This is a genomic window from Microbispora triticiradicis (assembly GCF_005864065.1).
Lineage (GTDB): Bacteria > Actinomycetota > Actinomycetes > Streptosporangiales > Streptosporangiaceae > Microbispora > Microbispora triticiradicis.
This window is the reverse complement of sequence record NZ_VANP01000005.1, coordinates 287690-309252: the sequence shown is the minus strand read 5'-3', so window position 1 is coordinate 309252 and position 21563 is coordinate 287690. Positions and strand designations below refer to the sequence as shown.

General features: G+C 72.4%; 20 protein-coding genes and 1 pseudogene. 13 read left to right on the top strand and 8 right to left on the bottom strand.

Features of this window, described 5'->3' with window-relative positions:
* Nucleotides 1–306 precede the first annotated feature (306 nt).
* The 3 genes from lnt to FED44_RS15510 all read left to right on the top strand — a co-directional run bounded on the left by lnt (nt 307) and on the right by FED44_RS15510 (nt 3301).
* Nucleotides 307–1875, top strand: coding sequence for an apolipoprotein N-acyltransferase (gene lnt, locus FED44_RS15520; RefSeq protein ID WP_244301961.1), 1569 nt, complete (start codon nt 307–309; stop codon nt 1873–1875).
* A complete protein-coding gene (locus tag FED44_RS15515) occupies nt 1875–2618 on the top strand; it encodes a polyprenol monophosphomannose synthase (protein ID WP_138461107.1) in 744 nt (247 codons plus the stop codon). Before lnt ends, FED44_RS15515 begins: the two co-directional genes overlap by 1 nt.
* A 71-nt stretch (nt 2619–2689) precedes the next feature.
* Nucleotides 2690–3301 carry an FxsA family protein gene (locus tag FED44_RS15510; RefSeq protein ID WP_244301960.1) on the top strand — a complete coding sequence of 204 codons (612 nt, stop codon included), beginning with the start codon at nt 2690–2692 and terminating at the stop codon, nt 3299–3301.
* A gap of 340 nt (nt 3302–3641) precedes the next feature.
* Here FED44_RS15510 and FED44_RS15505 read toward each other — a convergent pair whose 3' ends face one another.
* Nucleotides 3642–4526, bottom strand: a complete 885-nt coding sequence (locus FED44_RS15505) for a PRC-barrel domain-containing protein (RefSeq protein WP_138461106.1) — start codon at nt 4524–4526, stop codon at nt 3642–3644.
* Between the two features lie 208 nt (nt 4527–4734).
* Entirely contained in the window at nt 4735–5436 is a 702-nt protein-coding gene (locus FED44_RS15500) for a CBS domain-containing protein (RefSeq protein ID WP_117408299.1), read from the bottom strand.
* Between the two features lie 281 nt (nt 5437–5717).
* Between FED44_RS15500 and FED44_RS15495 the strand changes: the two genes are divergently transcribed.
* From FED44_RS15495 to FED44_RS15485, 3 genes are all read left to right on the top strand, one after another.
* Entirely contained in the window at nt 5718–6380 is a 663-nt protein-coding gene (locus FED44_RS15495) for a CBS domain-containing protein (RefSeq protein WP_138461105.1), read from the top strand.
* A gap of 59 nt (nt 6381–6439) precedes the next feature.
* The gene (locus FED44_RS15490; protein WP_117408297.1) at nt 6440–7429 is read left to right on the top strand and encodes an Acg family FMN-binding oxidoreductase; all 990 of its coding nucleotides are present in this window, start codon (nt 6440–6442) and stop codon (nt 7427–7429) included.
* Between the two features lie 452 nt (nt 7430–7881).
* Nucleotides 7882–8466: an Rv1733c family protein gene (locus FED44_RS15485; RefSeq protein ID WP_138461104.1), complete on the top strand. Its 585-nt coding sequence runs from the start codon at nt 7882–7884 to the stop codon at nt 8464–8466.
* 40 nt (nt 8467–8506) lie between these two features.
* Here the strand turns inward: FED44_RS15485 and FED44_RS15480 are convergent, their stop codons facing one another.
* From FED44_RS15480 to FED44_RS15470, 3 genes are all read right to left on the bottom strand, one after another.
* On the bottom strand, nt 8507–8887 hold the full coding sequence (locus FED44_RS15480) for a hypothetical protein (RefSeq protein ID WP_138461103.1): 381 nt from the start codon (nt 8885–8887) through the stop codon (nt 8507–8509).
* 286 nt (nt 8888–9173) lie between these two features.
* A complete protein-coding gene (locus FED44_RS15475; RefSeq protein ID WP_187405990.1) occupies nt 9174–10079 on the bottom strand; it encodes an alpha/beta hydrolase family protein in 906 nt (301 codons plus the stop codon).
* A gap of 129 nt (nt 10080–10208) precedes the next feature.
* On the bottom strand, nt 10209–11231 hold the full coding sequence (locus tag FED44_RS15470) for an aldo/keto reductase (RefSeq protein ID WP_111701532.1): 1023 nt from the start codon (nt 11229–11231) through the stop codon (nt 10209–10211).
* A 188-nt stretch (nt 11232–11419) separates the two neighbouring features.
* Between FED44_RS15470 and FED44_RS15465 the strand changes: the two genes are divergently transcribed.
* The 3 genes from FED44_RS15465 to FED44_RS15455 all read left to right on the top strand — a co-directional run bounded on the left by FED44_RS15465 (nt 11420) and on the right by FED44_RS15455 (nt 14117).
* A complete protein-coding gene (locus tag FED44_RS15465; protein ID WP_208759008.1) occupies nt 11420–12103 on the top strand; it encodes a TetR/AcrR family transcriptional regulator in 684 nt (227 codons plus the stop codon).
* 123 nt (nt 12104–12226) lie between these two features.
* Nucleotides 12227–12970, top strand: a complete 744-nt coding sequence (locus FED44_RS15460; RefSeq protein WP_167521485.1) for a sensor histidine kinase — start codon at nt 12227–12229, stop codon at nt 12968–12970.
* A 148-nt stretch (nt 12971–13118) separates the two neighbouring features.
* The gene (locus FED44_RS15455; RefSeq protein ID WP_167521484.1) at nt 13119–14117 is read left to right on the top strand and encodes a lactonase family protein; all 999 of its coding nucleotides are present in this window, start codon (nt 13119–13121) and stop codon (nt 14115–14117) included.
* A gap of 25 nt (nt 14118–14142) precedes the next feature.
* Here FED44_RS15455 and FED44_RS15450 read toward each other — a convergent pair whose 3' ends face one another.
* The 3 genes from FED44_RS15450 to FED44_RS15440 form a co-directional block, all read right to left on the bottom strand.
* Nucleotides 14143–15015, bottom strand: coding sequence for an SAM-dependent methyltransferase (locus FED44_RS15450; protein WP_244301959.1), 873 nt, complete (start codon nt 15013–15015; stop codon nt 14143–14145).
* Between the two features lie 92 nt (nt 15016–15107).
* Nucleotides 15108–15923 carry a DUF4253 domain-containing protein gene (locus FED44_RS15445; RefSeq protein ID WP_111701535.1) on the bottom strand — a complete coding sequence of 272 codons (816 nt, stop codon included), beginning with the start codon at nt 15921–15923 and terminating at the stop codon, nt 15108–15110.
* Nucleotides 15924–15972: 49 nt separating this feature from the next.
* Nucleotides 15973–16944: a helix-turn-helix transcriptional regulator gene (locus FED44_RS15440; protein ID WP_111701536.1), complete on the bottom strand. Its 972-nt coding sequence runs from the start codon at nt 16942–16944 to the stop codon at nt 15973–15975.
* Between the two features lie 137 nt (nt 16945–17081).
* Between FED44_RS15440 and FED44_RS15435 the strand changes: the two are divergent.
* From FED44_RS15435 to FED44_RS15420, 4 genes and pseudogenes are all read left to right on the top strand, one after another.
* Nucleotides 17082–18113: pseudogene (locus tag FED44_RS15435) on the top strand (RNA-guided endonuclease TnpB family protein).
* Nucleotides 18114–18203: 90 nt separating this feature from the next.
* On the top strand, nt 18204–19799 hold the full coding sequence (locus tag FED44_RS15430; RefSeq protein ID WP_167521483.1) for a peptide ABC transporter substrate-binding protein: 1596 nt from the start codon (nt 18204–18206) through the stop codon (nt 19797–19799).
* Nucleotides 19800–19806: 7 nt separating this feature from the next.
* A complete protein-coding gene (locus tag FED44_RS15425) occupies nt 19807–20736 on the top strand; it encodes an ABC transporter permease (RefSeq protein ID WP_111701538.1) in 930 nt (309 codons plus the stop codon).
* Entirely contained in the window at nt 20723–21562 is an 840-nt protein-coding gene (locus tag FED44_RS15420; protein WP_244301957.1) for an ABC transporter permease, read from the top strand. The genes FED44_RS15425 and FED44_RS15420 overlap by 14 nt, the downstream gene beginning before the upstream one ends.
* The last annotated feature ends 1 nt before the right edge of the window (nt 21563 follow it).

Here is a 21563-nt window from a genome sequence, read left to right as displayed (position 1 = left end):
CCAGCCGGCCGGGGGGTTGGACCCAGGAGGGGCCCGGGCGCCCAGTAGACAACGGAGATCCGCGCCCGCCGCCGACGGGACGGAACCGGTCCGAAGGGCGCCCGGGACCCCTTACCCCCTCTCCTCCTCGCGAAGATCACCACTGCGGCGGCCGTAGAGTGGCCGGGGCTCGGTTTGGCGGGCTCCGGAGTCGTCTGCGACGCTGGACCTCGGTGAGTACGGGCAGGCGTGGCACCGGCTCGCGGCAGGTCATCGGGCTCACGACAGATGCCCCGGTGCTGGGAAGAGGCGAGGAGAGACCGCTCCGTGGCATTGAAGACGGCGCAGGAGCCGGCGGCGGCCGCCTCCCGCGCGGGCTCGTGGCGGGTGCCGGAGGCACCGGCCCGCCTCGCCGCATCCGTCGCGGGCGGCGTACTGCTCTACCTGGCCTTCCCGCCGCTCGGCTGGTGGTTCTGCGCCCCGCTGGGCGTGGCGCTGCTCGCCCTCGCGCTGCGCGGCGCCCGCCCGCGCCGGGCCGCCTGGATCGGGTACGCGGGCGGGCTCGCGTTCCTGCTGCCCGCGCTGGCCTGGGTCCGTCCCATCGGGGACGACGCCTGGCTGGCCCTGGTGGGCGTCGAGAGCCTGTTCTGGGCGGCGCTGGCCGTCGCGGCCGCGCTGGTGATGCGGCTGCGCCTGTGGCCGCTGTGGGTCGCCTGCCTGTGGGTGGTGCAGGAATGGGCCCGGGGACTGTTCCCCGTCGGCGGCTTCCCGTGGGCGCGGCTGGCCTTCAGCCAGGGCGAGTCGCCGTACACGGGTTTCGCCGCCCTGGGCGGCGCGCCGCTTGTAACTTTCACCGTGGCCCTCACGGGCGCGCTGCTCGCCGCGCTGGTCAGAGGGCGTCCGCCGAGGTGGCGCGCGGACCGGGTGGTTGCCGGAACGTTCCTCGCCGCGATAGCCGTACCAGTGCTGGGGCTGATCGTGCCCCGGCCCGGCGACGAGGGCAGGACTGTGCGGATCGGGGTCATCCAGGGCAACGTCCCTGGGCGGGGGATGAACTTCCTCGGCGACGAACCCGCTGTCGTGCTGCGCAACCACGCCGACGAGACGCACCGCATGGCGCAGGCCGTACGCGCCGGGACGCTTCCGCGCCCCGACATCGTGGTCTGGCCGGAGAACTCCACCGACATCGACCCCTACGACAGCGCGTACGCCCGGGAGGTCATCGACTCGGCGGTCAAGGACGTCGGCGTGCCGGTCCTGGTCGGCGCGGTCGTCAAGATCGGGGCCGAGAACCGGGCCACCCGTGGCGTGGTCTGGGACCCGGTCACCGGCCCCGGCGCGTACTACGACAAGCGGCGGCTGGTGCCGTTCGGGGAGTACACCCCGTTCAAGGACCTGTTCCTGGCCCTGTCGTCGCGGGCCAACCTGGTCGGCCGGCAGTCCGTCGCGGGCGACCGGCCGGGCGCGCTGCGGATGGGGCCGGTCACGATCGGCGCGGTGGAGTGCTACGAGGTCGCGTTCGACGGCACGGTGCGCGACGCGGTGCTGGCCGGCGGCACGCCCCTGGTCGTGCAGACCAACAACGCCAGTTACGCGCTCACCAACCTGCCCCCGCAGCAGCTCGCGATGTCGCAGCTGCGCGCGGTGGAGTTCAACCGCGCCGTGGTCACCGCCGCGACGACGGGGATCTCCGCGTACGTCGGCCCGGACGGCCGGGTCGGCTGGCGGACCGGTGAGCTCGTGGCGGGCATGAACGTGCTGGACGTGCCGGTCAGGACGCAGAAGACGGTGGCGGCAAGGGTAGGTGCGCTACCGGAGTGGGTTTTGGTACTCATGGGAGCCGGAGCGACGGTGGCGGCCGTCTCTGGGGCCATCTCTGGGCGGAGGAGAAGCTGATGGAGCGGACCCCAGGGCGGGTGCTCGTTATCGTCCCCACGTACAACGAGCGGGAGAACCTCCCGTTGATCACGCGGCGGCTGCGAGAGGCGCTGCCCGACGTCCACCTCCTCGTCGCCGACGACAACAGCCCGGACGGCACCGGCCGGATCGCCGACGAGCTGGCGGAGCGGGACGACCACGTCCACGTCCTGCACCGGACGAGCAAGCAGGGGCTGGGCGCGGCCTACATCGCCGGGTTCCGGTGGGGCCTCGCCGAGGGCTACGACGTGCTGGTCGAGATGGACGCCGACGGCTCCCACCAGCCCGAGGAGCTGCACAAGCTGCTCGACGCGGTGGCCGACGGCGCCGACCTGGCCATCGGCTCGCGCTGGGTGCCCGGCGGCAAGACCGTCAACTGGCCGGCCTCGCGCGAGTTCCTGTCCCGGGGCGCGAACACCTACGTCAGGCTGGTCCTCGGCATCCCGGTCCGCGACGCCACGGCGGGCTTCCGCGCCTACCGCGCGGCCACCCTGGAGAAGATCGAGCTGGACGGCGTCGAGTCGCAGGGCTACTGCTTCCAGGTGGACCTCACGCTCCGGACCGTACGGCAGGGCCTGCGGGTGACCGAGGCGCCGATCACGTTCGTCGAGCGCACCGTGGGCAGCAGCAAGATGAGCCGTAAGATCATCCTTGAGGCGTTCTGGCGCGTCGCCCTCTGGGGTATCGCCGGCCTGGGGGAGCGGTTTCGCCCACGGCGATAGGCGCGGGGGAGATCCTCAGGAACCCCGGCGGGCGCGGGGACGTTGACCGCAACGTACGGGTGCCGGGGTGAGTGGGGCGAGAAATGGTGCGGATCGGGCTGTTCCTGGGGTTCCTCGTGGTGCCCGTCCTGGAGATCTGGTTTCTGATCCGGGTGGGCAGCGTGATCGGCGGGTGGCAGACGGTCGCCCTGCTCATCGCCGACAGCCTCGTCGGGGCCTGGCTGGTGCGCCGGGAGGGACGGCGGGCGTGGGCCGCGTTGCGCAGCGCCGTCGAGTCGGGGCGGATGCCCGACCGTGAGCTCGCCGACGGCGCGATGATCGTGGCCGGCGGCACCCTGCTGCTGACCCCCGGCTTCCTCAGCGACGTGTTCGGGTTCTTCCTGATCCTGCCGTTCACCCGGCCGATCGCCCGGCGGTGGCTGTCGTGGTTCCTCGGCCGCCGGGTGCGGTCGCTCGCCGCCCGCTCGCCGTACGCGCCGCTGTTCGGCCAGGTGGAGTCCGACCCAGCGGGATTCGGCCCCGCGGGGTCCGACCGGGCACGGTCCGGTCAGGCACGGTCCGGTCAGGCAGGGTTCGATCAGGCGCGGTCCGGTCGCGCGGAAGGCTCCCGCAACAGGGTGGTGCGCGGCGAGGTGATCGAGGAGGACCCCTTCCCGGCCCCCGGCGACGGCCGCTCGCACTGACCCGAGCCCGGGCCCAAGACGCCTCGCCACTGCGACCTGGCCCCGGCCTTGGTCGACGCAGTGGGCCGACGCAGTGGGTCGACGCGGCGGGGGAGCCCTGCGAGTGCCCGGCGACGGCCGGCCGCACTGCCCTGGCTCGCTTCGCCGGGGCCGTCCCAGTCCTGGCACGAATCGACGCGGTGGGTCCGATGCGGTGGGTCAAACGCGGTGGGTCAAACGCGGTGGGTCAAACGCGGTGGGGGTCCCGGGCACGCCGCTGCCCCGGCGGCGGAGGCACACCGGGGCAACGGGGCTGGTGACGGGCGGATGCCCGGGTCCGGAGCCGGGATCAGCGGCCGGATCAGAGGCCGGGGCCCCGATGATCGCGGTCCCGCTCGGCGTCCGGATCCTCGTAGCGGTCGCGGGTCTTCGCGTCGGTGCCGAAACGCTGCCCGGCGCGGATGTCCGGATCGGCGTCGAAGCGCTTCTCGGCGCGGGTCTCGGCGTCGCCGACGAACCGTTCCCCGGAGCCGCTCACGGGGTCGCCGCCCTCGAACCGCTCCTTTGACCTGGTCGCCGGGTCGTCCATGTCGTACGGCTCGCTGGAGGAGACGCCGGTGTCGCCGCCGCCGAAGAGCTCGCCGGAGCGGGTCGCCGGGTCCCGCGGCGCGAGCGGCTCACCGGGCCGGGTGCCGGGGATCTCGGCGTCCAGCCGGTCCATGGAGCCGAGCGACGGGTCGTCGGTGCCGTACCGCTCCCCGCGACGGGTCACCGCGTAGTCCGTCCCCGTACCGGCGTAGTCCGTGCCGTCGCCGGCGCGGTCCGCGGTCTCGCCGGGGTGGCCCAGGCGCTCACGCTCGCGGCGCCCGCCGCTGTCGGCCCAGCCGGTCAGGCTGCCGGGCTCGTTGGCGCGTTCCCAGGCCTCGTCCCAGCCCATGTCGTAGTGGCGGTAGAGCAGGCGCTCCTGCTCGGCGGACAGGTGCCCGCCCTCGTCCAGGTCGACGTCGGGGGCGTTCTTGACGTGCTCCTTGTCGTACGGAACCTCGATCCCGCCGGCCGTCACGTTCGCCTCGTGGAGGGGAACGAAGGCCTCCTTGGTGTGCAGCAGGCCGGTCTTCACGCAGAGCCACTTCGGCAGGCCGGTCGCGTCGTCCAGGAAGACGTGCGAGACGTCGCCGATCTTGTCGCCGTTCGAGTCGTGGACCGGGTGGTCGAGCACCATGGGGATCTGCTCGTGGGTGATCACGTGCTTCTCCTTGTCTCTCGCTTGATCGGTCTCTTTTCTCGCTACCGCCGATCGGCGGGCGAAAACCACTCCCGTGGAAAAACACGGGCTGCCGCGTCTCCGCCGTACCCGTTCTCCGTCCGCGTCTGCCCAGGTCAACGATGACCGACGCGGCACGGGATCCGGCGGAAAATTCGTCGTCCCCCGTCCCGGGCGGCGGCCGCCTCCGTCAGTGCCCTTCCCAGGGGCCGAGGTCGTCCTCTTTCCATTCGAGGCGGTCGGCCACGCCGAGCACGCCGTTGGTCCGCTCGACCATCCGGGTGAGCACGCGTGCCTGCGAGCGGCGTCCGACGGCGCCGGTGAGGGTCACGACCCCGTTCTCGACCGACACCTCGACGCCCGACAGGTCGGCCCACAGGCAGGTGCCGACGATGTCCTCGCGTACCTCGCGGGCGATGTCGGCGTCGCCGCGGGCGAGGACCTTGAGCAGGTCGTGGCGGCTGATGATGCCGACGAGCACGTCCTCGTCGTCCACGACCGGCAGGCGCTTCACACCGTGCTCGCTCATCAGGCGGGCCGCGCTGACCACGCTGGTGTACGGCCGGGTGGTGACCGCGGGCGCCGACATGAGCTCGGCCGCGGTCACGCCACGGGCCCGCTCCTGGGTCCGTACGGTCCCGTGGCCCACGGCCTCGCGGAGACGGGCGCGCAGGGGCGGCCGGTAGCCCTCGCGGTAGAACTGCTCGCGGAACTCCTCCTTGCGCAGCAGGTCGGCCTCGGAGACCAGGCCGATGACGTGGCCCTCGCCGTCGACGACGGGCACCGCGCTGACTCCATGGGCGATCATGATCTCGGCCACGTCGCGGAACGGCGTGCTGCCGTTGACGGAGGCGACCTCACTCGTCATGACGTCCCGCACCTTCATGTGCATGACCGGCTCCTTCCGGACGGGTCCCTTCATCTCCCATCGCATCGCGTCGCGGGCCGGGCGCGAAGGGACCGACGACCCTCCCGGCCGGGCCCTTCGCCACCACCCCGCCACCCGTCCAGCCACCCGTCCGGCCACCCGTCCGGCCATCCGTCCAGCCGCTGACGCGCCCGCCCCGGAGCCGCGGATCGGTGGCCGAAAGTCCCGTCCACTCGGGACCTTCACCGCTCACCAGCGGGAACGCGGGCGGGGCACGCTGGCATGGAGAGACGGGAGGCGTCGTCATGACGGCGAAGGTGAAGGATGTCATGGGCAGGGTGGCCATCGCGGTGCGGATGGACGCGTCGTTCGCGGACCTCGTCGCCACCATGCGGCGGTTCGGAGTGGGCGCGGTCACCGTCATCGACGCCGACCGGCGCCCGGTCGGGGTGGTCTCCGAGGACGACATGCTGCTGAAGGAGATCGACCTGGGCGAGCGCGTCTTCAGCGGTCCGCGCCGGCGCGTGGAGCAGCGCAAGGCGGCGGGTGCGAACGCCGGGCAGATCATGACGCGGCCGGCGATCACGGTGACGGGCGGCACCCCCGTGCGCGACGCGGCCCGGCTGATGCACCGCAACCGCGTGAAGCAACTCCCGGTGATCGACGCGGTGAGCGGCCGCATCGTGGGCACCGTGCACCAGGGCGACCTGCTGCGCGTCTTCGCGCGGCCGGCGGCGGAGATCCGGGCCGAGATCGAGCGGGTCGTCGACCGGATGGATCTCGACATCGGCGACCTCGACGTCAACGTTTCCGGCGGAGTGGTGACGATCAAGGGGCAGGTGCCCCGCAGGTCGGCCGTCAAGCCGCTGCTGCACGCCGTCCGCCGGGTCGAGGGCGTCGTCGAGGTCGACGCCGACGACCTCGCCTTCCTCGTCGACGACCTGCTCATCGCGCCGCCGCTGCTGTAGCGCGGCACGCCGCGGCGCTTCGAGGCCGGGCGGTACGCGCCCCGTGAGAGGGAAAGATCGTGAACACTCGGACATCTGAGGGGATCGCGCAGGCGGCGCGGGAGGCCGTGGAGGCCGCCCTGTGGGCGCCCTCGATCCACAACACCCAGCCCTGGACGTTCGCCGTCTCCGGCGACGAGATCAGCCTGCGCGCCGACCCGGACCGGAGACTGCGCGTCTCCGATCCCACCGGCCGGCAGATGACCATCAGCTGCGGCGCCGCCCTGTTCAACGTGCGGATCACGCTGATGGCGCTCGGGTACGAGCCCGAGGTGCGCCGGCTGCCCAATCCGGAGGGTCCGATGCTGCTGGCCACGGTGCGGGTGCGGCCGGGGCGCGAGCCGGGCGAGCACACCCGCCTGCTGTACGGGGAGGTCCAGCGCCGCCGCACCCATCGGGCCGGGTTCACCGCGCTGCCCATGCCCGACCCCCTGACCGACGCGCTCGTACGGGAGGCCGCGGCCGAGGGGGCGCACCTCGCGCCCGTCAGGTCGGACGCCCCGGCACGGGTGCTCGCCGCGCTCACCGGGGCCGCCCAGGACGTGCAGGCGCAGGACCGGCAGTTCGTGCTCGAACTCATGCGCTGGGCCCGGCCTCCGGGCAGCGCGCGGCGCGACGGCGTGCCGGTGGCGGGCTACCCGACCGATCCCCGGCGGACCTACCCGCAGCACTTCGCGTCCCGCGACTACAGCAGGGGAAACGAGTGGGGGGCGGCCACCGAGGAGCGGGTCTCCACCTCGACCGGCCTCGTGGCGCTGCTCTGCACGCCGGGCGACGCCCGGGAGGACTGGCTGATCGCGGGGGAGGGGTTGCAGCGGATGCTGCTGCACGCCTCCGCGTACGGCGTGAGCGCCGCCTTCCACACCCAGGCGCTGGAGATGTGCGAGCTGCGCGAGTTCATCCGCAGGCACCTGTGCTCGGGCGAGGCGCCCCAGATGATCATGAGGATGGGGTTCGTCCTCGACGAGAGCGAAAGCGTCCGGCGCACCCCTTCCGACGTCCTGGAGTAAGCTCCGCCGAGCGCCGAGCGCCGAGCGCCGAGCGCCGAGCGCCGAGCGCCGAGCGCCGAGCCAGCGAGAACCCCGGCAAGCCGCACAGGCCGCTCGACGTCCGGTACGGCGGCACGCCGGAGAGCTGACGCCTGCTGATACCTGGTGCACCGATCCGGCTCACCCGGGTGCGCCCCGCGACGCGAGTCGCTTTCGTCTCCCTCCGGTCCGCGTCAGCGGCACACCTGGTTCGCGGGCCGGGATCTCCTCACTTCCGGGTGGCTCGCGCGTGCGTGGAAGGCGGAGCCGTGGGCAGTGGACGCGGACCGCCGGCCCGCCCGAGATCCCGCCCACGCCGTCTGGTTTCGCCGGACTCCCGGCAGCGGCCCTCAGGCTCACTCTGGGGGACGCTCTGGGGGGCACTCTCCTGGGAGCCGACGGTGGCGCGAGAACCATGCCTGGGAGGTGTTGCCATGAGATCGATCGCCGTCTGGGTCGTTGCGGGGCTGCGTCGTTACCGGCCCGACCGCAACCCGTTGCGCCGCCGGTCGGACCGGGTCGAGGCGGGGTTCGTGGCGGCCGCGCTGGTCGCCGTCCTCCTGGCGGTGTGGCCGGCCGCGCTGGCCGCCCGCGCGGCGTACGGCGGCGGGCCCGCGGCGGGGCCGGGGGCGCGGCAGCTGGTCGAGGCGACGCTTACGGGCGAGGCCACCGCGAGCGCGGCCGACGCGCACGTCCTGCTGGGGGCGACCGCGGCGCGCTGGACGCTGCCGGACGGCGGGGTCCGCGAAGGCATGGTGCCGGCCGCCCTCCTGCTGCGGGACGGGCCCCGCGCCCGGCTGTGGATCGACGGCGAGGGCAGGCCGGTCACGCCGCCGCCGCATCGGGCCGAGATGACCGCCAGGGCGGGGCTCGCCGCCTCCGGCGTCATGGCCGCCGCGGTCGCACTCGCCGCCGCCTGCCTCGTCCTGACGCGGCGGCGGCTGGACCGCGCCCGTTACCGGGAGTGGGACGCGGCCTGGGCGGACGCCGACCAGCGGTGGCGCAGGCACCGGATCTGACCGGCGGAGCCGGTGGGGCGACCACCGGCCGCCGTCGTGGTCACCGCATGAACTGGCAGACGTCGCCGCCGCCGTAGGCGTTCTGCACGTTGTTCTGCCCGGCGTTGGTGACGGTGCTCTGCTGCGGGCCGCCCAGGAAGGACGGCGTGTAGACGCCGAGTTGGTTCTGGTTGTACCGGCCGTTGCCGGACCGGTAGGCCCTCACGTGGGTCCGGGAGCCACGGGCCACCTGCCGTACGCTGTGGCCGTGTTTGGCCGCGGCCGCGCGCGGCCGATGGCGGTGCGCCGTGGCGGCGTCCGCCGGTGGCGGCACCGCGAGGGTGACCGCGGCCGCCGCGGCGGCCAGCAGCGCGGCCAGGCCGAGGCGCAGGACCGGCGGGACCGGTTCGGATCGGAGAGCTTCCGTGCGGAGAGGAGCCACCGGAGAACCCCCTATCAAATCCGGTGCTAAGCGAACAGATGTGGCATAAGTTCCGTACCCGCACTATTGGGGCCCGACATGCGTCCTGGGGGAGCCGAGAACGGGAAATTACCCGCGTGACGGCGATTCGCCGCGTCAGCCGGGCGCTCCTGCCCCTTGCCCGACGCCGCGGTCCGACGCCGCGGTCCGACGCCGCTCCGACCCCGCTGCCCGAGCCCGCCGCCCGGCCTCGGCGGCCCGTACGGCGGGCAGGCCCGCGCGGAGCCGCCAGGGCCAGGTGACCGGTTCACTTCGACTCGACCGTGCCCAGCGGATCGGGCATGCCGTGCAGCGCGGCGATCGCGTCGGCCCAGGCGGAGTCGCCGGGATAGAGCGTGGTGCGGAGATAGGCCCAGACGAGCGCCCGCAGTGCGGCGACGCGCTCGGGGTTCTCGTCGGTCGTCTCCGCCGCGTCGTACATGCCGACGCCGCCGAGGCCGTGCTCCGCCCCGAACAGCGTCAGCAGGCTCTTGGGGCCGGGGCTCAGGTGGTACGCGTCGGCGCGCCAGTCCTCGCGATCGGAGAACGCCGGGTTCCGGTCGTTCTCGCCGACGACGACGAGGGCGGGCGTGGTCATCGCGGCGAAGCCGGTGGTCCTCAGAACCGGATAGTGCTCGGCCGCGAACGCGGCGAGGTCCTCGCCTCCGCCCGGAGGGGCCATGAGCACCCCCGCCTTGACGCGGGCGTCGGAGAGGTCCACCGGCGTCCCGCCGGCCGGATCGGCGACCCCCTGGCCACACAGCAGGCCTACCGTGTGCCCGCCCATCGAGTGCCCGGCCGCGGCGATCCGGCTGTGGTCCAGGCGTCCCCCGAGTCCCGGTACGGCGGCCTCGATCCGATCGAGGTGATCCAGGATGTGGCGCATGTCCTCGGCCCGGGACCGCCAGTACAACGGCGCCTCCGGGTCGTCCGACTCACGCAGACCCAGCGTCATCGAGTCCAGGTGGGTGGGCTGGATCACGGCGAAACCGTGAGCGGCCCAGAAGTCCGCGAGGGGCCCGTAGCCGTGCAGGGAGGACACGAAGTTCGACGGCCCGTGGCCGTGCGACAGGAGGATGACGGGCAGGTCGCCCCCACTGGCGGGCGCGGAGACCTTGATCCGCAGATCGACGGTCCGGCCCGGGACAGGCAGCACGACAGGGCTGAAGGTCATGACAGGCGTGGGATCGCTGACGGGAATACCGGCGGCTTCGGTGAACGGCGCGCTCACAGGTCCTTCTTCCAAGAGGTTCGTCGCGGTTTTCCGGCCGGTGCGGAGTGGGACCGGCCGTGAGGGTCGCGGTCAGGCGGCGGCACGTTCGGTGACCGGCCGGCGCCGGAGTTCCGGGCGCAGCAGGGCCGGGGGCAGGTAGGCCTGGTCGAGCGTGCCGACGTCGGTGCCGGGCGGGACGATCTCGTCGATCTGGTCGAGGATCTCGTCGGTGAGCGTGACGTCGACGCCCGCGAGCAGGTCGTCGAAGTGCTCCATCGTGCGCGGCCCGATGATCGCGCTGGTCACGCCGGGATGGGCGATCGCGAACGCCATCGCGAGGTGGGTCATCGGCAGGCCCGCCTTCTCGGCGATCGGGATGAGCCGTTCGACGGCGTCGAGCCGGCGCTCGTCGTTGAGGTGCCGGAAGAGGCTCGCGCGGCGCAGGTCGTTGTGCTGCCCCCTGCGGACGCGGCCGGTGAGCAGGCCCTGCGCGAGCGGGCTCCACACCAGCGTGCCCATCCCGTGGCGTTGCGTGACCGGCAGCACCTCGGTCTCGATGGCGCGGTTGAGGATCGAGTAGGGCGGCTGCTCGGTGTGGAACCGTTCGAGGCCGCGCCGCTCGGCGACCCACTGCGCTTCGACGATGTCGGAGGCGGGCATCGTGGACGATCCGATCGCACGGACCTTCCCGCTGCGGATCAGGTCGGTGAGCGCGGAGAGGGTTTCCTCGATGTCGGTGTCGGGGTCCGGCCGGTGGATCTGGAAGAGGTCGATGTGGTCCGTCCGCAGCCGGCGCAGCGAGTTCTCGACCGCGATCATGATCCAGCGCCGCGAGGCGCCCTGCTGGTTGGGATCGTCGCCCATCGGGCGGCTCATCTTGGTCGCCAGGACGACGTGGTCGCGACGTCCCTGGAGCGCTCTGCCCACGACCTCTTCGGAGTCGCCGTAGACGTCGGCGGTGTCGATGAAGTTGATCCCCGCGTCCAGCGCCTTGTGGATGATGCGGATCGAGTCGTCGGGGTCGGGATTGCCGAAGGACGTGGCGAACATCATCGCCCCGAGGGCGAAGGGGCTGACCTTGATGCCGGTGCGGCCCAGGGGTCGGTAACGCATGCGATCTCCCGTGATGACGAGTGGGTGGCGGCGGCCGGGCGGCGGCCGCCGGGTTGATGAAGGCCGGGGACGTGAAGCCCGGGGCGTGGGACGCCGGGGCGTGCCGTATCCTGAGGCGAAGCGGAACGGCTTTCCGGAAACGACTATACGGAATGGCTTTCCGGTTACGCAAGCGAAGGAGGGACGTGGTGGAGAACACGGCGCCGGCCGGACCCGGCACCACAGACGGCACCACAGACGGCACCGCAGGCGGTTCCACGGGCGGTTCCACGGGCACCGGCGCACCCGGGCGCGCGCCGCGCCGGCTGCGGGCCGACGCGCAACGCAACATCGACTCCCTGCTCACGGCGGCGAAAGCCGTCTTCGCCACCTCGGGCGTGGACGCGCCCGCGAAGGAGATCGCCGATCTGGCCGGCGTCGGAGTCGGCACGCTGTACCGGCACTTCCCGCAGCGCTCCGACCTGGTCAAGGCCGTGTTCCAGCGAGAGGTGGACGCCTGTGCCGAGGCGGCCCCGGTGCTGATGGAGGAGCACGACCCGGGAGAGGCGCTCGCCCGCTGGCTCCACCGGTACACCGAGTTCGTCGCGACCAAGCGAGGACTCGCCGCCGCCCTCCACTCGGGCGATCCGGCGTTCGACGCCCTGCCCGGCTACTTCCAGGGGCGTCTCGGACCCGCACTCGGATCTCTGCTCGACGCCGCGGCGGCGAGCGGCGAGATCCGCGCCGACGTCAGCCCGGAGGACCTTCTCTACGCCGTCGCCAACCTGTGCCTGCCCGTGGCGGGCGAGGGGGCGGCCTTCAGCCGGCGCATGGTCGGACTGCTCGTCGACGGGCTACGTTACGGCGCCGATGCGAGCCGGGCTCACTCTTGAGCGCTTTGATCAGACCTTTTCCTTCCCATATGTCGGATATTAGGTAAAAACTGGGCCCCTGCAACCCCATAACCCTTCTTGTCGTATATGCCTAAAGAAGAGATAGGGGTACGAGGCATTCTGATGCGGACTAAGCGAATCTCGGTGTGGGCGGTGGCGAGCGTGCTGGTGTGCGCGGCCGCCGCCGCGACGATGGAACGACGCGCGCGGAAGGCCCTCGCCGCGGAGTGCGACCGGCTGCGCTGGTTCGCCGCCGACCTGTCGCACGAGCTACGCACCCCGCTCACGGCCGTACGGCTGGAGCTGGAGGACGCCGCCCAGGACGCCGAGGCCGACGTCGCGTCGCTGACCGGGCGCCTGCTGCCCAGCCTCGACCGGGCGGAGGCGGTGGTGACGAGCATGCTGCTGCTCACCGGGCGGCAGGCCGGCGAGGAGGGGCGCGAGCTGGTCGACCTGAGTGACCTCGTCGGCCGGGAGGTCGCCTCGCGCCGCGACCCTCACCCGGTCACGGTCCGCCTGTCCGGGCAGGTCAACGTCAGCGCCGTACGCGAGCAGATGCGTCAGGTGCTCACCAACCTGCTGGACAACGCCCAGCGGTACGCCCGCCGCGGTGTGGTGGTGGAGGTGTCCCGGCATGGCGGGATCGCGCGGATGCTGGTGGACGACGACGGGGACGGCGTCCCCGAGGCCGAACGGAGCCGGGTCTTCCAGCGGTTCACCCGGCTCAGCGGCCACTGCGGCCACGACGGTGGCGGGCTCGGGCTCATGATCACCAGGGTCATCGCCGAGGCCCACCGCGGCAGCGTCGAGGTCGAGGAGGCGCCGTCGGGCGGCGCCCGGTTCGTGCTCCGCCTGCCCGCCGCCTGACAGGCGCTTCCGGCCGTCTGCCCGACGTCTGACAGTGCCCCTGACGGCGCATCTGACCCGCCGCCTGACGGGTCCTTGACCGATGAGGGCCGCCGCGCCGATAGCATTCGATCACCTGACCGGCCCGACTCATCCCCCTGGAGTGACGATGCCCCGACCCGGCGACCTGGTGATCGGCGGATACACGCCCGACACGGAGGGATCGGGCCCCGGTCTGACGGTGGCCCGGCCGGACGCGGAGGGGCGGCTGGAGGCGGTGGCCGAGACGGCCGTCTCCGGGCCGTCCTTCGTCGCCGGGCACCCCCGGCTGCCGCTGCTCTACGCCGTGCTCGAACGTGAGGGGGAGGGCGGCCTCGCGGTCCTCGCCGCCGGCGAGGACCGGGCCGCCCCGCGCCTGCTGGCCGAGCACCCGAGCGGCGGGTCGCTGCCCTGCCATCTCGCGATCGACGACCGGGGCGAGTGGCTCGCGATCGCCAACTACGGCGACGGGACCGTCACGGCGTACCGGCTGGGGGAGGACGGCATGCCGGAGCCCGGCCCGCTGACGTTCCCGCACGAGGGCCGGGGCCCCCACCCCGAACGGCAGGAGGGCCCGCACGCCCACATGGCCGTCTTCGGCCCCGACGGCGTCCTCTACGTGACCGACCTCGGCACCGACGAGGTCCGCCGCTTCCTGCCCGGCATGCGCCCGCACCCGGAGGGTTCCGTACGGCTGGCTCCCGGCAGCGGCCCCCGGCACTTCCTGCACCACGAGGGCCACTGGTACGTCACCGGCGAGCTCGACGGCACCGTACGCGTCTACGACGCCTCCTGGCGGGAGGCGGGGATGGTCCGGGCGAGCGGCGCCGAGGGGGAGAACCTGCCGTCCCACATCGCCCTGTCCGCCGACGGCCGCCACCTGTACGTCGCCAACCGGGGGCCGGACACCGTCGCCGTCTTCGCCGTCGGCGGGCCCGGGCTCAGGATGGTGGCCGAGGCGCCCGCGGGGGGCCGGTGGCCCCGGCACTTCGCGATCGACGGCGACCGTCTCTACGTGGCCTGCCAGCGGTCGGACGCGGTCGTCGCGCTGGGGCTGAAGGAGGGGCTGCCGGAGCACGGCGGCCAGGTGCTGGCCGTGGGCACCCCCTCGTGCGTGCTCGTCCGCTGACCGGCCCGCGGGTGCGGCGCGACGATCAGGGGACGCGGCCGACGCCGCCGACGATCCACACCCGCTGGGCCCGCGTGACGCTCTCCCGCGCCTCCGGCCGCCACTGCCGGATGTAGACGAGGCCGGGCTCGACGAGCTCGGTCCCGTCGAAGAAGCGCAGCACCTTCTCCCTGGTCCGCGGCACCTCGTCGGCCCGCGCCACGATCTGCCGGAACAGCTCGACGAGCGGTGCGGCCAGCTCGGGCCGGGTGTCGAAGACGGCGTGGCCGAGGGCCAGGTAGCTGCCTGAGGAGAGGTGGTCGCGCATGTGGGCCACGCACTTGTACGGCTCGTCGGAGTCGGGGAGGTACTGCAGCCGGGCCGGGATCAGCAGCCCGACCGGCTCCCGGAAGTCGACGAGCCTGAGCATCTCGGGGTCGGCCAGCATCTCCGCCGGGCGCAGGAGCGAGCCCTTGACCACCCCGGTGCCGGGGGTGCGCGCGAGCAGGGCCCGGGCGTGGCTGAGCACCACCGGGTCGTCGTCCACGTAGACCACCCGGGCGTCCGGCGCGAGCTCCTGGGCGACCTCGTGGGTGTTGCGGCGGGTCGGCAGGCCGGACGCCACGTTGAGGAACTGCCGCACGCCCTGGTCGACCAGGAAGCGGACCACCCGTTCCTGGAACGTCCGGGTGTCCACGGCCATCGTCTTCACCTCGGGGGCGATGGCCATCAGGCTCTCGGCGAACTCCCGGTCCGCGGCGAAGTTGTCCTTGCCCCCGAGGATGTAGTCGCTCATCCGCGCGATGTTGGCGCGCCCGACGTCGAGGCCCGCCACCTTGGCGGGCCGCGGGCCTCCCGGGTCCGGGCCGCCCCGATCCGGGCCACCCGCGTTCAGGCCACCCAGTTCCGCGCCGTCCACTCGGCCTCCCTCGCTCCGGATCAACCATGAATGATTATTCCGGTAAGTTCGATGTGTCGAATGCCGATCACCCGGGAAAACCGCGAGGACCTTCAATCCCACCAGAATGACCAGGCATTGCTGCCTACAAGCTGTTCGGCGTAGTCGGCCAGCGTGCCCGGCCCCTGCAGGACGCTGTCGGGGCAGAACGTCCAGTGCTCCGCCGCGACGTGCAACGCGTGCGCCGGTGTGGCGGGCGGCGCGGCGACGCTGAGGTCGAGGGTGTTGAACCCCATGCCGACGACCCGCGCCCCGAACCGTTCCTCCCAGCTGCGCACGACGGCCGCCAGCGGCACGGTCCATTCGTTGTGGTGCAGCGCCCCCTGCCAGCCGATCGCGACCATCGCGTCGGCGCCGCGGCCCACCGCGGCCAGCCCCAGGAGCGTCATGCGCTCGGCCACCACGTCGGCGTACCAGTCGGCCACCACGTCCGGGTCGGCCACCGGCGCGGCGGGCGGCGCGGGCCCGGGACACTCGGCCCCGAACGGCGCGAGGTAGGCCTCGTGGCCCAGCAGCAGGTCCTGCCACGCCTCGGCCATGAACCCGGCCGCGGTGAAGTAGTCGACCTGCTCGGGCGAGTCGGGCGCGATCTGCCCGGCCGACCAGGGCTGCACGCCGTCCTCCAGCAGCACCGGCCACAGGCCCGAGCGGGGGTGCTCGGCGCGCAGCCGGGCCCACAGCCCGGCGGGCACCGGCTCGTCGCTCAGCCAGAACGACGGGCGGTGATGGGTGCGCATCCGGTCGTAGTCGGGGTCCGGCCACACGAGGGACCCCGGCGGCAGGCCGGCGGACAGCACCCGGCCGTCGCCGCCGTCGCCGAACAGCAGCTCCAGACCCGTGGGGAGGCGCCGACGCTCGTGAACCGACATGCGCCAATAATGTCGGACCTGGCCCCGGCGCGTCCCGCCAGGGCGATCATTATGCGATGTCGAGCCGGCCCAGTCCCTCGGCGAGGACCTTGGTCGTCAGGCGCGTACGGCTGTCGCAGCCCAGCTTCGCGAAGATGTGCTCCAGATGAGTGGTCACTGTGCGCACGCTCAGCACCAGCGCGGCGGCGATCTGGGGGTTGGAGTCGCCCCGCGCGACCCGGGTCAGCACCTCGATCTCCCGGGTGGTCAGGTCGTACGGCAGCGCGCAGGGACGCTCGGCGAGAACCGCGCCCTGGATGGAGCCGTGGAAGCCGACGCCGGCCCGGTGCAGGCGCATCTCCCGCCACTGGCCCGTGCCGTCGAGCCACAGCCCGCGGCGCGACAGCTCCCGCGAGTCGATGAACTCCCGCGCGAGGTCCGCCATGGCCGGCTCGGCGGCGAGGGCCCGCGAGGGCGGCCAGCCCGCCACGTCGCGCCGCCGCCCGCCGCGCTCGAACGCCAGCGCGTGGAAGCCCGGAGGCAGGCCGAGGGGATCGACCACGCAGCGGGTCACGTCGGTGAGGTGGGCCAGGGCGGGCGACACCGCGCTGATCACCGCGGGCGCCTCGGGCGGCAGGTCCGCGCGGGAGCCGACGTGCAGCAGGCCGGTGTAGCGCCCGCCGGTGAGGAACAGCGGCGTGGTGATCCCCGAGCGCCAGCCGTACGGCTCCAGATGGCGGCGGAAGTAGCGCTCGGTGCCGGGAGAGCCCATGACGACCGGCGTGCGCGCGGACATCGCGCGGCGGTAGGCGTCGAGCCCGGCGTACTCCTCGGCCGCGTCGTCGTCCACGCGGGTGTACCCGGCCGAGACCAGCGAGCGGTGCCGGCCGGTCGCCGGGTCGAACGCGACGAACTCGTAGGCCTCCACGGGGATGACCTCGCCCAGCGCGGTCATCGCCCCGTGCGCCCCCTGCCGGGCCACCTGGAAGCCCAGCTCGGCGACCGCGTGCAGGCCGCGGGCGCTGAGGCTGATTGGGTTCATCGATCCCTCCGAGGGAACCCCCGTCTTCAGGCGGGGGAGGAATCGGGCTGCCTGCGGGGCAGGGCGGGGGGAGGCGTTTCGCCGGAAGGCGAACCGCTGTAGGAAGTCGCGCGATCGTCAGCTGATCGGGTGGCATGATGTGCGGCGTGGCGCAGACGGTGAGGCGGGCCTACAAGTACCGCTTCTACCCCACCCCCGCGCAGGCGTCCGAGCTTGCCCGGACGTTCGGGTGTGTGCGCCTGGTGTACAACAAGGCGCTGGAGGAACGCACCCGCGCCTACACCCGGGAGGGCGCCCGCGTCTGCTACGCGGAGTCCTCGGCCGCGCTGACGGCGTGGAAACGCACCGAAGAGCTGGCGTTCCTGGCCGAGGTGTCGTCCGTGCCGTTGCAGCAGGCGCTGCGGCACCTGCAGGCCGCCTTCGCGAACTTCTTCGCCAAGCGGGCCAAATACGCGGGGATCACCAGCCTGGTGGCTCTGTCCCGCCCGATCCCCGGCGTGACCGACGAGAACGGAAAGGTCGCCAACCCCCGGCATGAGCGGGCCGGCCACAGGCGCCTGGCCAAGGCCCAGCGCTCGCTCGCCCGCACAGCGGCGGGCAGCGCGAACCGGGCCAGGGCCCGGCTGAAGGACGCCCGCGCCCACGCCCGGATCGCCGACCGGCGCCGGGACTTCCTGCACAAACTCAGCACTCGGCTCGTCCATGAGAACCAAACGGTCGTGATCGAGGACCTCACCGTCCGCGCCATGGTCAAGAACCACTCCCTCGCCCGCGCCATCTCCGACGCCTCCTGGCGGGAACTGCGGTCGATGCTGGAGTACAAAGCCGGGTGGTACGGGCGGGAACTCGTCGTGATCGACCGGTGGTTTCCCTCCTCCAAGCTGTGCTCGGCCTGCGGGGCACTGCAGAAGTCGATGCCGCTGCACGTCCGAACCTGGGAGTGCGCCTGCGGCGCGGTCCATGACCGGGACGTCAACGCCGCCAGAAACATCCTCGCCGCCGGGCCGGCGGAGAGGTGAAACGCCTGTGGAGCTGGTGTAAGACCTCAACGGAGTCCTCCGAGCGGGCAACCGGCAGCGAAGCAGGAAGACCAACCTGTGAGGGTTGGACTCCCCTCCCTGCAGGAGGGGAGGATGTCAACGATCCTCCACGCTCAGACTGCCCGGTAAAGATCTCGCGAGCAATACGTAAAGTCTCCGATGCAGACGGCGGCCCCGTTTCCTACCCTCACCCGCAACACCACGGAGAGGCGGAGCACAGTGCGGGTCACGAGAAGCCGGGCGGCCGCCCTCGCCGCGGCCGCGGTCATGCTGAGCGGCGGCTGTGGAGGATCCTCGTCCGGCGGCGCGAAGGGCGCGGACGCCGACCGCTTCTCCGTCGCGCTGACCGAGCCCGACCACCTCACCCCCGGCAACACGTCCAGCGACTACTCGATCACCGTGCTCGACACGCTCTTCGAGACCCCGGTCTCCATCGACGCCGCCAGCGGCAAGCCGGTGATGCGCGCGGCCGAGTCGGTGACCAGCACCGACCAGAAGGTCTGGACGATCAAGATCAGGCAGGGGGGCGCGTTCAGCAACGGCGAGCCCGTCACCGCCCAGAGCTTCGCCGACTCCTGGAACGCCACCGCCTACGGCCCGAACGGGTGGACCAACAACTACTACTTCGCCAACATCGAGGGCTACGACAAGCTCAACCCCGAGAAGGGCGACCCGTCCACCGACAAGATGAGCGGCCTCAAGGTCGTGGACGACCACACCCTGGAGGTCACGCTCACCGCGCCGTTCAGCCAGTTCCCGATCACGCTGGCGTACATCGCGTTCGCGCCGATGCCGAAGGCGGCGTTCGCCGACCTCAAGGCGTACGACCAGGCGCCCGTCGGCAACGGGCCGTTCGTCCTCGACGGCGCCTGGGAGCACGACCGGCAGATCAAGGTCAAGCGGTCGCCGGCCTACAACGGAGAGCGCAGGGCGAAGGCCGGCGGGGTCACCTTCAAGATCTACGCCGGCCGTGACACCGCCTACACCGACCTGCGGGCCGGCCGGGTGGACCTGCTGACCACGATCCCGCCGGCCAGCACGGCCGAGGCGCAGCGGCTGCTCGGCGACCGGTTCCTGCGGACCCCCGACGGCACGATGGACTACCTGGGCTTCCCGACGTTCGACAAGCGGTTCGCCAGCCGCGACCTGCGCCGGGCGTTCTCGATGGCGATCGACCGGAAGGCCATCGTCGACGCCGTCTACGACGGCGCGTTCAAGCCGATGGCGTCGCTGCTCGCGCCACTGGTGCCCGGCTACCGGGAGAACGCCTGCGGCGAGGCCTGCACGTACGACCCGGCCAAGGCCAAGGCGCTGTTCGACCAGGCGGGCGGCTTCAGCGGCACCCTGACCCTGTGGTTCTCCAACGCCGACCCGAGCTACGAGCAGTGGATGACCGCCGTCGCCAACCAGCTCAAGCAGAACCTCGGCATCTCCGACATCAAGCTGCGCAAGGTCCCCGCCTCCGACTACCTGTCGTCGCTCCGCGAGCGCAAGGAGGACGGCCCGTACCGGAACAACTGGGTCATGGACTACCCCAGCCCGCAGGACTACCTGGAGTACATGTGGGGCGCGGGCAACCGGATGGGCTGGGAGAACAAGGAGTTCGACGACCTGATCAAGCAGGCCAACTCGGCGCCCGGCCTCGACGCCAGCCTGCCGCTCTACCAGAAGGCCGAGGACGTCGCGCTCGCCGAGATGCCGATGATCCCGCTGTGGAACTGGCAGAACCAGGTCGGCTTCTCCGGCCGGATCAGCGGCGTGAACGTGACCCCGTACAGCAAGAACCTCTACGCGATCAGCGTGAAGCAGGGGTGACGCGGGAGTGAGGTACGCCGCGCGGCGCCTGGCGCAGGCGGTCCCGGTCTTCGTCGTGACCACCTTCCTGATCTACACGATGGTGTTCGCGCTGCCCGGCGACCCGATGCTGGCGCTCGCGGGCGACAAGCCGGTGCCCGAGCAGGTGCTCGCCGTCATGCGGCAGCGCTACCACCTCGACGAGCCGCTGCTCGTGCAGTACGGCCACTACATGCTCGGGGTGTTCCGCGGCGACCTGGGGGAGACCTTCACCGGGCAGCCGGTGAGCGAGCTGCTCCAGGACCGGTGGGCGGTCACCGCACAGCTCGCGCTGACCGCCTGGGTCTTCGAACTCGTCGTGGGCATCGGCCTCGGCGTCCTCGCCGGGCTGCGCCGGGGCGGGGCCGCCGACACGGCGGTCCTCGCCGGCACCACGTTCGTCATCGCGGTCCCGGTGTTCGTGGTCGGGTACACGGCCCAGATCGTGCTGGGCCTCAACCTGGGACTGTTCCCGACCGCGGGGACCGACGACGGCTGGCCGGGCAGCTACCTGCTGCCCGGCATGGTCCTCGGCTCGTTCGGCCTGGCGTACGTGGCGCGGCTCACCCGCACCTCGCTGGTGGAGAACCTGCGCGCCGACTACGTCCGTACGGCGACCGCGAAGGGGATGGTCCGGCGGCGGGTCGTCGGGCTGCACGCGCTGCGCAACTCGCTGATCCCGGTCGTGACCTACCTCGGCGTCGACTTCGGCAACCTCATGGCGGGCGCGGTCGTCACCGAGGGCATCTTCAACCTGCCCGGGATCGGCCAGCAGGTGTTCCAGTCGATCCAGCTCCAGGAGGGCCCGGTCGTCGTCGGCGTCGTCACCCTGCTCGTCATGGTCTTCATCGCCGCCAACCTCGCCGTCGACCTTCTGTACGGCGTGCTCGACCCGAGGATCCGCCGTGCTCGCGCGTGACGCCTGGCTGGAACTGCGCGGCCGGGTGGTCTTCTGGCTCTCCGCCGCCGTCCTGCTGGTCGCGTCGGCGATGGCGGCCTTCCCCGGGCTGTTCGCCGCCCTGGGCCCGAACGAGCGCTGCGACCTGCGGATGTCCAAGCGCGGCCCGCAGGCCGGCGCGCTGTTCGGATACGACCTGCAGGGCTGCGACTACTGGTCGCAGGTCGTGCACGGCACCCGGGCGTCCGTCGTGGTCGGCGTCGCGGTGACCGTGTTCGCCCTGCTGATCGCCATCGTGCTCGGGCTCGTCGCCGGGTTCTACGGGGGCCTCGCCGACGCGCTGATCTCGCGGACCACCGACGTGTTCTTCGGCGTCCCCTTCGTGCTGGGGGCGACGGTCGTGCTGGTGGCCTTCCCCGACCACGGGATGTGGGCGATGACGCTGGTCCTCGTCCTGCTCGGCTGGACGACGATGACCCGCCTGATGCGCGGCCAGGTCATCGCGATCAAGCACATGGACTACGTCGCCGCCGCCCGCATGCTCGGCGCGAGCGACCGCAGGCTGATGGTCAGGCACATCCTGCCCAACGCGGTCGCCCCGGTCTTCGTGGTCGCGATGCTGAACGTCGGCAACGTGATCGCGGGCGAGGCGACGCTCGACTACCTCGGCGTCGGCCTGCAGTACCCCGACGTGTCCTGGGGCCTGCAGCTCAACACGGCGCAGACGTTCTTCGCCGAGCACCCGCACCTGCTGGTCTTCCCGGCGCTGTTCCTCACCGCGACCGTGCTGAGCTTCCTCATGCTCGGCGACGTCGTCCGCGACGCCCTCGACCCCCGCCTGCGCTGAC